The sequence below is a fragment of the uncultured Tessaracoccus sp. genome (assembly GCF_947255005.1).
In the GTDB taxonomy this organism is placed as follows: Bacteria; Actinomycetota; Actinomycetes; order Propionibacteriales; family Propionibacteriaceae; genus Arachnia.
Map to the genome: position 1 here is coordinate 1 of NZ_CAMYFI010000070.1, position 11,374 is coordinate 11,374.

At 65.3% G+C, this 11,374-nt stretch carries 12 protein-coding genes; 7 read left to right on the forward strand and 5 right to left on the reverse strand.

Annotated elements, in window-relative coordinates; all coding sequences use genetic code 11:
- Nucleotides 1-125: 125 nt before the first annotated feature.
- Together Q0X61_RS11325 and ptsP are read right to left on the reverse strand one after the other, a co-directional pair.
- Complete coding sequence (locus Q0X61_RS11325; RefSeq protein ID WP_367270742.1) at nt 126-1,922, reverse strand: PTS transporter subunit EIIC; 1,797 nt, start codon at nt 1,920-1,922, stop codon at nt 126-128.
- A gap of 4 nt (nt 1,923-1,926) precedes the next feature.
- Nucleotides 1,927-4,500, reverse strand: coding sequence for a phosphoenolpyruvate--protein phosphotransferase (gene ptsP, locus Q0X61_RS11330; protein ID WP_297742726.1), 2,574 nt, complete (start codon nt 4,498-4,500; stop codon nt 1,927-1,929).
- Between the two features lie 241 nt (nt 4,501-4,741).
- On the opposite strand from ptsP, the gene guaB reads away from it, so the two are divergent.
- The 7 genes from guaB to Q0X61_RS11365 are packed head-to-tail and all read left to right on the forward strand — an operon-like array spanning nt 4,742 to nt 9,586.
- The gene (gene guaB, locus Q0X61_RS11335) at nt 4,742-6,253 is read left to right on the forward strand and encodes an IMP dehydrogenase (RefSeq protein ID WP_297742728.1); all 1,512 of its coding nucleotides are present in this window, start codon (nt 4,742-4,744) and stop codon (nt 6,251-6,253) included.
- 18 nt (nt 6,254-6,271) lie between these two features.
- Nucleotides 6,272-7,378, forward strand: coding sequence for a GuaB3 family IMP dehydrogenase-related protein (locus Q0X61_RS11340; RefSeq protein ID WP_297742730.1), 1,107 nt, complete (start codon nt 6,272-6,274; stop codon nt 7,376-7,378).
- Nucleotides 7,375-7,677 (forward strand): chorismate mutase, encoded by a 303-nt coding sequence (locus Q0X61_RS11345; RefSeq protein ID WP_297742732.1) that lies wholly within the window; start codon nt 7,375-7,377, stop codon nt 7,675-7,677. Before Q0X61_RS11340 ends, Q0X61_RS11345 begins: the two co-directional genes overlap by 4 nt.
- A gap of 48 nt (nt 7,678-7,725) precedes the next feature.
- Nucleotides 7,726-8,067: a hypothetical protein gene (locus tag Q0X61_RS11350; protein WP_297742734.1), complete on the forward strand. Its 342-nt coding sequence runs from the start codon at nt 7,726-7,728 to the stop codon at nt 8,065-8,067.
- A 9-nt stretch (nt 8,068-8,076) separates the two neighbouring features.
- On the forward strand, nt 8,077-8,451 hold the full coding sequence (locus tag Q0X61_RS11355) for a hypothetical protein (protein WP_297742736.1): 375 nt from the start codon (nt 8,077-8,079) through the stop codon (nt 8,449-8,451).
- Nucleotides 8,452-8,463: 12 nt separating this feature from the next.
- Nucleotides 8,464-9,135, forward strand: a complete 672-nt coding sequence (locus tag Q0X61_RS11360; protein ID WP_297742738.1) for a hypothetical protein — start codon at nt 8,464-8,466, stop codon at nt 9,133-9,135.
- Between the two features lie 4 nt (nt 9,136-9,139).
- Nucleotides 9,140-9,586, forward strand: a complete 447-nt coding sequence (locus tag Q0X61_RS11365) for a hypothetical protein (RefSeq protein ID WP_108870434.1) — start codon at nt 9,140-9,142, stop codon at nt 9,584-9,586.
- A gap of 69 nt (nt 9,587-9,655) precedes the next feature.
- On the opposite strand, the gene Q0X61_RS11370 is transcribed toward Q0X61_RS11365, so the two are convergent.
- The 3 genes from Q0X61_RS11370 to Q0X61_RS11380 form a co-directional block, all read right to left on the reverse strand.
- Entirely contained in the window at nt 9,656-10,192 is a 537-nt protein-coding gene (locus Q0X61_RS11370; protein ID WP_108870433.1) for a hypothetical protein, read from the reverse strand.
- Nucleotides 10,182-10,577 (reverse strand): globin, encoded by a 396-nt coding sequence (locus Q0X61_RS11375; protein WP_297742739.1) that lies wholly within the window; start codon nt 10,575-10,577, stop codon nt 10,182-10,184. Before Q0X61_RS11375 ends, Q0X61_RS11370 begins: the two co-directional genes overlap by 11 nt.
- A 316-nt stretch (nt 10,578-10,893) precedes the next feature.
- Nucleotides 10,894-11,374 (reverse strand): sodium:proton antiporter (locus Q0X61_RS11380; RefSeq protein ID WP_297742741.1); only part of this gene is annotated, 481 nt, incomplete at its 5' end.

The window sequence follows — 11,374 nt, forward strand, 5'->3', positions numbered from 1 at the left end:
GCTGCTGAGCGATACACAAGCGCAAGCTCACCCGATGCGGCCACTCGATCGTAAGCTGACCATCCTGCTGGCGGTTGAGCCCCGGGCCGTCAGACCCCAAGGCTCAACCGCGTCGTGACGACCGTTCAGATACTCGAGCTCGCCAGCCGGCGCTGCACCGCCTCTCCGTAGTGCGAAGCTTCGAGGCCCGCGACGAGGTGCCACACACCTGGCGCCACCTCGACGGCGGCTGGCAGCCCGGCCCGCTGAAGCGCAGAGACATCGACCTTCGACGAGTCCTGCACCTCGATGCGCAGACGAGTTTCAGCCAGGGTGTCGACCGCGGCGATGTTGTCGTCGCCGCCCATGGCCTCGACCCACTGCTTCGCTTGATTTGTCTCCGTGTCCGTCACGACGATCACTCGAGGCTCGCCATCGGTCTCCTCCGCGGGCTTGGCGTCGCGTGCGGCTCGCATGGCGGCGCGATCCTCCTTCGTGCGGAAGTCGGAGACGATCACGAGGAACATCGACGTCAAGAACGCCGACGCAATCGCGATGATGTACACCCACATCGGGTTGAACACGGGGATCGTCAGCAACGACGTGAACACGAACGCCGACGTCTGCACTCCACCCGAACCCGCACCCAGGATGCCGATGAGGAGACCGCCGACGAGACAGCCGACGAGCATCCGCGGGTAGATGCGCTTGTGGCGCAGATGGATGCCGTAGAGTGACGGCTCCGAGATACCGCCAAGTAGGCCCGCGGCGAGAGCGCCAGTGGCTGTTTGCCGCATCTCCGACTCGCGTTCGCGCATCGAGATGACGAGGACGCCCGCCGTCGCACCGAAACACGCGAAGTTCCACGCGCCCATGGGGCCCTGGATGAAGTCGTAGCCGAGCGTGTTGATATTGACGAGCATGAGCGCGTTCAGCGGCCAGTGCAGACCGAGCGGCACGAGGAACGGGTACACGAGCGGGATCACGATGGCGAAGACCACGGGTGCGTTGCCGTTCAGCCACGAAAGGCCAGCGCCGATGCCAGAGCCCATCCAGATACCCAGCGGGCCGATGAGGAATGCGGTGAGCGGGAACATCACCAGCATCGACAGGAACGGCACGAACACCATGTGCACGTTCTCCGGAATGATCTTCTTCCAGAACTTGAACACAGGCGCCAGCACCGCCACCATGATCAGCGGCACGAACACCTGCCCGCCGTACTCGTTGAGTTGCAGGGGCAAGCCGAAAGTGTTGGCCACGCAGCTCGACGTGCCGAGCGTCGCGTCCTTGGTGCAGACGGTGTCGAGAAAGCGTTCCGCGTTGGCCAGCGACAGAAACTCTGGTGTCAGGAAGGCCGCCATGATCGCCGAACCCAACCATGGGTCCACGCCCAGCTTTTTCGACGCGTTGTAGGCCACCATGATCGGCAGGAAGTAGAACACCGACCGCCACATGGCGTCGATAAACACCCAGCCGGCCGCCTTATCGGGGGCGCGGAAGTCGACGACGCCTGTCGCGTCGAGCACGGCCGCGATCGCGATGATCAGCGACGCACCGAGCAGGACACCCAGCAGGGGCCGGAAAGAGTCGGACAGGTACTCGAAGAAGTTGTCGATCCATGCAGCTTTGCCGCGGATGCCACCCTCGCGGGCGGCCGCCTTGAGCTCAGCGTCGGTCATCTCGCGGGGCGTGATGTCCTTCATCTCGGGCAGCGCGTTGATCTCGTTGAACACGCCCTGTACACCACCGCCGATGATGACCTGGTAGCGGTCGCCCGACTGCGGCACGGCACCCATCACGCCTTTGATCGATTCGACGACTCCCGCGTCAACCCCGCTGGCGTCGACGAGTTCGAATCGCAGTCGGGTGGCGCAATGCGTGAGGCTCTTGATATTGCTTGGGCCGCCGAGCGCGGCCACGATCTCGGATGCGGTGGACATGGGATCACTCCTCCTCGAGTGGGACGAGGTCGCGAACCTCGGCTCCCGTAGTCTTGCGCAGCGCGCCTTCGGTGAGGTCCTTGCAGTGTTCGAGTGACTGCGCACGAACCTCAGCCTTCACCGTCGCGATGGACGGGATAGAACAGCTCAGCTCGTCGACGCCGAGCCCCAGCAGGATGGGGACCGCCTGCGGATCGGAGGCGACGCCGCCACAGACGCCGATCCAGCGGTCGTAGCGGTGGGCGGCTTCGGCTGCTCGCCCGATCAACGCGAGGACCGCGGGGTTCAGCGCATCCACTTGTGGGGCGAGCATCGGATGGCCGCGGTCCATTGCGAGCGTGTACTGGGTCATATCGTTGGTGCCGACGCTGAAGAAGTCGGCCTCTCGGGCGAACTGGTCCGCCATCACCGCGACGCTCGGCACCTCGACCATCACACCGAGCGGCACCTGCGCCACGCCCAGCTTCGCACGCTCTTCCTCGAAGATCTCCTTGGCCTGCCGGAAATCCGGCAGGGTGGCGACCATCGGGAACATGACGTGGATCTGTGCGCCGGCCTTCACCGCATGCAAGATCGCGCGGGCCTGCGTCCGTAAGATCTCCGGCCGGTCCAGCCCCACCCGCACGCCGCGCAAACCGAGGAAGGGGTTCTCCTCCGGGGCGATGGGCAGGTAGGGCAGGGGCTTGTCGCCGCCAACGTCGAGCGTGCGAATAACCAAGGGCTTGCCGGAAAGCGTCTCCGCGATGCCGTGGTAAATCTCCGCCTGCTCGTCCTCCGTCGGGGCATTCTGGCGCCCGAGGAACAGGAACTCGGACCTGAGCAGACCAACGCCTTCGGCACCCGCATCGACCGCCTTGCGCGCGTCGTCGAGGCCGCCGATGTTAGCCACCACGAGCACCTTGTGCCCGTCGACGGTGACCGCTGGCTCGTGCGCGTGAGCCTGCTCTTCTGCCCGGCGCGCGGCGATACGGGCCTGACGGGCCTTGATCTCCTCGACCTCCGTCTCGCTCACCCCGGTGCGCAGACTGCCGCGGGTGCCGTCGAGGAACACGCGCTCCCCGTCGGGGATGTCCAGTGCGCGTGCCTCGATGCCGGCGATAGCGGGGATGTCGAGCGAACGGGCGAGGATCGCGACGTGGCTGGACGAGCCACCGTTCACCGTGGCGAAGCCTGCCACCTTGGAGCGGTCCATCGTGGCTGTGTCGGACGGAGCGAGGTCTTCAGCGATGAGGATCGTGCCCTCTTCGAGTTCGTCTGCCTCCTGCCGCTCACCCGTTAACTCTTCGAGGACGCGCATGCCGACGTCACGCACGTCTGTGGCGCGCCCGGCGAGGACCTCATTCGACAGGCCGGCGAGCTGGTCGGCGAACGTCTGGTAGGCGCTGCGCCACGCGAATTCCGCCGTTTTGCCTTTCTCGATGCCCGATGACGCCAGATCCAGCAGGTCAGGGTCGGCGAGAAGTTCGCGGTGAGCGGCGAAGATCGCGGCCTTGGACTTGTCTTCCAGTGCCGACTCGAGTGCCTGCAATTCGACGAGTGCATGGTCAATGGCCGTGTTGAGGCGTCGACGCTCGAGGTGCTTGTCGCTGGCGTGTTCGGTGACCTCGATCTCCTTGCGGCGCAGTTGACGCACACGTCCGACGCCGAGGCCCGGCGACGCCGCAACGCCGATGAGAAGGTGTGGGTCGTCGGACTTCGGCTTCGGTTGTTCAGCCGGAGCAGCCGGTGCCGTCGAAGACTCCGGCGGCACCGCGGCTCCTGCTACTGGGACCGTCTCCTCGCCGAGCCCGCCGCGGATCGCTTCGCTCAACGCCTTGATCGCTTCCTCGGCGTCTGGGCCGGTGGCCACCACCCGCACCGAGTCGCCCAGCAGCACCTGCATGCTCATGATGCCGACGACCGACTTCGCGTTGGCCGAGTCGTCGCCACGGTGCAGTCGGATCTGCGACTGGTATTGCTTTGCGATGCCGACGAGCGTCGCCGTCGGGCGGGCGTGTAGACCCGTGGGGTTGCCGATGATGATGGCCTCCGACGACGCGCTGTGGCCCTCGGCTTCGGCACCTTCGGAGGCCTCGTCGGCGAGCTGCAACGTCGCGAGCGGATCGCCTTTGGCGATAACCCCCGGGCCGGCGGGAGCAAAGCCCATCAGCGTGTCGGAATTGGCGATGACCACCTGCGTGAGCAGACTCTTCGCGTGGCGAGCGATGAAATCCATGTCGAACTCGATGAGCGGATCGCCGGCCTTCACTCGCTGGCCGGTCTTCGCCAGGGCGGTGAAGCCTTCACCGCCGAGCGCTACCGTGTCGAGACCGATGTGCATCAGCACCTCGACGCCCGATGGCTCGCGCACGGTGACGGCGTGGCCGCTGTCGTGCATGAGCGCGACCTCACCGTCGCACGGGGCACACAGGGTGCTCGTGATGGGGTCGATGGACACGCCTTCGCCCACCATCTTGCGGGCGAAGACCGGGTCAGGTACCGCTTCGATCGGCACCACGATCCCGTCAATGGGGGCCTGCAGCCGCACGTTCGCGCGGGGCGGTGCTTGGGTGTGTTCAGAAGGAGACAGGGACTCCATTGGGGCCTCCTTGGGAGCCGCTGGGTGACTGGTCGGACCATTCTAAGACGGGCCTTTGGGCTACCTCCTCGTAGCCTTCTCTAACCGTACAGGGGCGAAGGTCACGGCGCAGGGTATTCGCCTTCTCACGGTGTGGCGGTGGCGGCTGTGGGGCGTCATGGTCGGATGCCGGCTTCGCCTGGCGGGGCTGGGGGAACGGACTAGACTCAGCGTGACCGCGTGTGAACTAAGAAGGTGGACTGTGAGCGAAGTGACGACCGGTGGACCATTCGACTATCTGGGCCTGACGTATGACGATGTCCTGCTTCTGCCAGGGGAGACCGACGTGATCCCCTCCGAAGTGGACACCACGACGCGATTCACCCGTGAGCTCTCGCTGAAGCTGCCCATCGTCTCCGCGGCGATGGATACCGTTACGGAATCCCGCATGGCCATCGCCATGGCCCGCCAGGGTGGGCTCGGCGTGCTGCACCGCAACCTCTCCATGGAAGACCAGGCCTACCAGGTTGACTTGGTGAAACGCACCCAGACCGGGCGCATCACCAACCCCGTCACCATCGGCCCGGACGCCACGCTCGCCGATCTCGACAAGCGCTGCGGCCAGTACCGCATCTCCGGCCTGCCCGTCGTCGACGAACACAACACGCTGCTCGGCATCTGCACCAACCGCGACCTACGCTTCACGCCCGTCGCCGAGTGGGAGTCGACGCTCGTGCGCGACGTCATGACGCCCATGCCGCTCATCACCGCGCCGGAAGATATTTCCCGCGACGACGCCACCGCACTGCTGCGTAAACACAAGCGGGAGCGCCTGCCGCTCGTCGACGCCGACGGCAAGCTCACTGGCCTCATCACGGTGAAGGACTTCGTGAAGTCGGAGCAGTTCCCGAAGGCCTCCAAGGACGCGCACGGGCGGCTGCTCGTCGGCGCCGGCGTCGGCTACTTCGGTGAGTCCTGGGAGCGCGCCAACCTGCTCATCGAGGCGGGCGTGGACGTGCTCGTCGTCGACACCGCGCACGGCCATGCCAAGCTGCTGCTCGACATGATCCGCAAACTCAAGGCCGACAAAGCCTCCGACGGCGTCCAGATCGTCGGCGGTAACGTCGCGACGCGCGCGGGTGCGCAGGCCCTCGTCGACGCGGGTGTGGATGCCGTCAAGGTGGGTGTGGGCCCCGGGTCTATTTGCACGACGCGTGTCGTCGCCGGTGTCGGGGTGCCCCAGGTGAGCGCCGTATACGACGCCTCGCTCGCCTGCCAGCCCGCAGGCGTGCCGGTGATCGCCGACGGCGGCCTCCAGTACTCCGGCGACGTGGCGAAGGCCCTGGTCGCAGGCGCGAGCAGCGTCATGGTTGGCTCGCTATTGGCCGGCTGCGAGGAGTCGCCTGGTGAGACGGTGTTCATCAACGGCAAGCAGTACAAGCAGTACCGCGGCATGGGCTCGCTGGGCGCCATGAGCTCGCGCGGCAAGAAGTCGTACTCGAAAGACCGCTATTTCCAGGCCGACGTGATGAGCGACGACGAACTCATCGCTGAGGGCATCGAGGGCCAGGTGCAGTATCGCGGGCCGGTGAAGTCCGTCGTGCACCAGCTCGTCGGCGGCCTGCACCAGTCGATGTTCTACGTCGGGGCGCGCACCGTGCCCGAGCTACAGGAGCGCGGCAAATTCGTGCGCATCACCGCCGCCGGCTTGAAGGAATCGCACCCGCATGACGTGCACAACATCGTGGAAGCCCCCAACTACGCGCGCCGATAACCCGGGAAGATGAAGGAAATGTACGAACTGAGTCACAGCAATCGCGCCACCCCTGCGTATAGCTTCGACGATGTGGCGATCGCGCCCCAGCGACGCACGCGCAGCGACTCCGAGGTGGATCTCACCTGGAAGATTGACGCCATCACCTTCGACGTTCCCATCTGTGCGGCGCCGATGGATTCGGTGATGTCACCGGAGACCGCCATCAAGATGGGGCAGTTGGGTGGCCTTGGTGTACTCAACCTCGAAGGTCTGTGGACACGCTATGAAGATCCGACAGAGCAGTACGAGGCCCTGACCGGCCCCCTCGACCAGGTGACCGCCACCCGGCGCATGCAGGAGACCTACGCCGAGCCCATCAAGCGCGAGCTCATCGAAGCGAGGCTGCGGGAGATCCGCGACGCGGGGGTGCCCGTCGCCGGGTCGCTGTCGCCAGCGCGCACGCAGGAATTTGCCGACGTCATCGAGGGCGCGGGGCTCGACTTCCTCGTGATCCGTGGCACGACGGTGTCCGCCGAGCACGTGGGTGGTGGCGACGACGTGCTCAACCTCAAGGAGTTCATCTATCACCTCGACACGCCCGTCCTCGTGGGAGGCGTGGCGACGTACCGCGCAGCTTTGCACCTCATGCGCTCTGGCGCGGCGGGGGTGCTCGTCGGATTCGGCGGCGGCGCGACGCACACCACCGCGTCGGTGCTGGGCATCGAGGTGCCGATGGCGTCGGCGGTGTTCGACGTGGCCGAGGCTCGTCGCGACTATCTGGAGGAGTCCGGGGGTCGCTATGTACACATCATCGCCGACGGTGCCGTCGGGCGTTCGGGCGACATCGCGAAGGCCATCGCGTGTGGAGCCGACGCTGTGATGGTGGGTTCGCCGCTGGCTCGTGCGGCGGAGGCGCCAGGTATGGGCTGGCATTGGGGACCCGAGGCGTGGCACCGAACCCTTCCGCGCGGCGAGCGCACATTCTTCGAACAGGTGGGTACGTTCGAAGAAGTGGTGGTGGGACCGTCGCGGGTGCCCGACGGCACCATGAACCTGGCCGGTGGCCTGCGTAAGGCCATGGCCATGACGGGGTACACCGACGTGAAGAGTTTCCAGCGCAGCAACCTCATTCTCCACCGATGACGAACTACGAGGCCCGCGCCGAACTGCGCCGATTGCGTGACAGCATCGACAAGCTGGACTCGATGCTGGTGCACCTGCTGGCCGAGCGTTTCAAGATCACGCAGCGCGTCGGTGAGCTGAAAGCGGCACACAACATGCCTGCCGCCGACCCGGCCCGCGAGGCGCAACAGATCGAGCGCCTGCGCGCGTTGGCGAAGGAATCCCAGCTCGACCCGGAGTTCGCCGAGAAGTTCCTCCAATTCATCGTGCGCGAGGTCGTCCGCCACCACGAGCTGATTGCCAACGCAGAGCAGGAGTGAACGCTGCGAAGGCAAGTGTCCCGCGCGGAGGCACGCGCGTTCAGGTGGTTGAGACTCGCCAGCGCTGCCGCACTCGTACTCATTACAGTGGTCATCGTGCTGGGCGCGGGAGAGGTGGCCCTTCCCTTCGGCGGCTTTCTGTGGTGGGTCGGTGTCGTCGCCAGCCTCTTTTTCGCACTGCTGCACTGGACCGAACGAGGGGCGATGCGCGTTGTGGGCTTGCTCGGGGCTTTGGTGGGGTTGGCCGCGATGCCGCTGCAGCACCTCGACTCCGATGCATGGTGGGCCCGCGGAGCTTGGGCATTGGCCGGTGTCCTGGGGGTTGTGACCATTGTGATGGACACTGGATCCCGGGGCGCTCGGAGCCTGGCTGGCCCCATTAGGCACTAGAGTTTTACCATGCATTTTGAACCCACGATCGTCGCAGATGGGAAGGCCGGTCTGGAAGGGTTGGCTGATGACATGGGCTTAGGGCGTGCGAAGGCCGAACCAGGGCTGCGCGTGGTCACATCCTCTGACGGCGGACTGTTCTATAACCACATCCTGCAAAAGCACGACGAATACACAGAGTGTCTGCTGGATCTGCTTGACGGTGCTGAGCGGCTCCTCAACAAAGGGGCCTCCAAGGTTGGCGACACCATCGATGCGATGGCGAAACGTGAGCAGGCCAACCTCGACGAGATCAAGCGCCTGTGGGAAGCGCTCGAGATGGAGGAGGGCATGGAGCCCGTCGGCCCCGCTCCCGACGGGTCCGTCCAGGCGAACGACATGTGATGGACCTCGTCGTTGCACCAGATGTTCCCCGGCAGCGTCTTCGACCACTGGGTCTTCAAGATCCTCGACTGGCCCAGCTACATGTCGGTCACCGGTTGGCTACGACGCATCATCAATTTCCTGGCCTTCCCGTTCACCGGGGGCAGGGACTTGTGGGAGTGGCTCTACTCCACTCTCGGCGGCGAGTGGCGTTTGGTCGAGGAGGCCGCTTTCATTTGGGATCTGATGGGCCAGTTCTTCGTTGATCTGGGAACGGAACTCGAGACCCGCATGCAGATCATGTTCACCGGGTGGTACGACTCGGATGCAGCCACCACTGCTGGCGAGTACTTCCGCGAGGCCTGCTCAGCGCTCGCGAGTGTCAACGGCCCGATGTCCGATCTCGGGGACAAGTACATGGCCGTGGCAACATCGAGCTTCGGTTGGTGCCAGGCCATCTACTCCGGCGTTGACGCGATCGTCGACGCGGTGGTTGCCGCCCTGCTTGCCGGGACGTCGATCGCGGAGATTCTCAGTGGCGCACTTGCCCTCCCGGGTGTCGTCACGGCCATCATCGCCGTGGTCAAGGCGGTGGCGGCCGCTTGGGGATACGCCACGGCAGCCGCCTATGCGATGCTGGGGATCGGGGCCGGGCTGGGGGCCGTGCTGAAACAAGTGGAGTGGGTCACACTCCCGGAAGGATGATCAGATGTCACTGCCCAACATGAATCCACTGGCCGCCAAACTGCTCGGCGGGCGAGACTTCCGCGAACAGCTTCGCGAATCCCTGCTGAAGCGGGCACGGGAGACGGACGATCCCGCCTACCGTGCACGGCTGCTCGAGGTCGCTGACGGCAAGCGCCCGTTGCGCACCCTCCTGCACGACCCGGGCTTCCAGCCCGAACTGCGTGAGGCCGCGCAGCAGATGGAGGAGACGCCGCCGACGATCGACTTCGAGGGCGACGCCCAGGAGGTGGCAGCCAAGGTCGAGGACCAACTGGCATCGATCGGTGTGCAGGTGCCGCAGATGGAGGAACTCCAGGCGATCTTCCCAGATGTCGTTGCCCAGCAGGCCGAAGCCGAGGCCATCGTGCGGTCGGAGGAACTGACCGGCTGGGGAGGCTCGGTCGAGCGCAAGGGCGACGAGGGACGCTAGCCACCCGCGGGCATCCACACGTCGAGATGCCGGAGAGGAACGTTTCGCAGCGAGTCGCCGGTCAACCCATCACGTGGCGGGTCGGTCTCGTTGTGCCAGGGCGCGCTGTGCAGCCATGATCCGTGCCTGTACCTCGGCGGGCGTCTCCTTGAGGTGGATGTTGGCGTACTGCCTCGTCGGGAATCCTGGACAGCGCAGCACCAACCTGCCGGTTTGGCCCGGCGTCGACGACGTCGTGACCTTGTCCAGTGGCCACACCGCGGCGGGACCATCGTTGCGCGCCGGGAACTCCAGGTGCTCGGGCGTGATGAGGAATGCGTGCTTCTGGTCGACCAGGTGGTCGTAGCGTGAGCGGCGAAACAGCAGTGCTGCACCGAGGGCGACAAGCCCTGCGAGCATGAGCGCGGCGAGGGCGGTGGTCAGGACGTCTCCCGTGGTCATGGTGGAGCGCTCGCGAGCGATGGTGCCGACGATCACCATGATGAGCATGGAGCCCCCGAGGAACATCAGGAGCCCGCCGCCGAACCTGCGCAGGGTGAGTGAGACGCGCAGCGTGTCCGGCAGGAGTGGGTTGATCTCGACGGCGAACCGTTCCCTACTGCTCATCCGGCATCTCCGGGGCATTGATCATGAACTGTGCCGCGCGCACGAGGTACTCGCGTAGTTCGGCGTCATGGGCCTCGTCCAGCGCCAGTGTGTCGACCGCGGCCATCATGTGGTGCACCCACCGATCACGCTGCGTCGGTGTGATGACGAATGGTGCATGCCTGAGCCGTAGCTGCGGGTGGCCGCGCTGCTCACTGTAGCTTTTCGGGCCGCCCCAGTACTGTTCGAGGAATAGCCTCAGACGCTCTTCTGCGGGGCCGAGATCTTCTTCCGGGTAGATTGCGCGCAGTGGAGGGTCAGAGGCCACGCCCTTGTAGAACTCGCGCACGAGCTGCTCGAACGTGGCGCGCCCGCCCACGCGTTCGTAGAACGATCCGTCAGCCATGCCGCCTAGCTTAGTTGCCGGGCTGCTAGGTGGGGCAGCGAGCTAGAGCGACCGTTATCCTCCACACGCGGCCATGAACCCCCTGATTTCGGCGATTTTTTGCAGGCGTGGAGGATAACGGTCGGGGTGGGATGATTTCGATACGCCGCCTTCGGCGGCTACTCAATCATGGGGTGGGCAGTGGCGGGGGCGGCTACTCAATCATCGGGCAGGGGCTGCACGATCACCGGGTGGGGGACGAAATGACCGTTTTCCTCCACGCCTGCAGATTTTTCCCGAAAGCCGGGGGTCACATGCTTCTTGTGGAGGATAACGGTCAGTTTTCCGCGTACCCCGCCCGCTTCACTTGTCGCCCGACGATGAATGCCCGCGCCACGAGCACGACGAGCACCGCCCAACCCACGATGTGCCAGGCCATCGACTGCGCGACGAAGATGCCGCACACCGCCACCAGCACGGGCAGTAGGTAGATGCACGACCACTTGATGTAGCCACCGAAACTGGGCATGTCGACGCCCGCCGACTCAGCGACGGACTTCACCATGAAGTTCGGCCCGTTCCCGATGTAGGTCATCGCGCCGAAGAACACCGCACCCAGCGAGATCGCGACGAGGTACAACTCCGGCACGCCTGGATCGAAGCCAATCCGGGGCTCACCCGGGAGCTGACCCGCAATCGAATAGAACGTAGCGTAGGTTGGCGCGTTGTCCAGGAAGCTCGACAGCCCGCCGGTCACCCAGAAGAACGTGATCTCGTTGAGCGGCAGCTTCGGCGCCAGCCCCTCCAGATACTGCAGC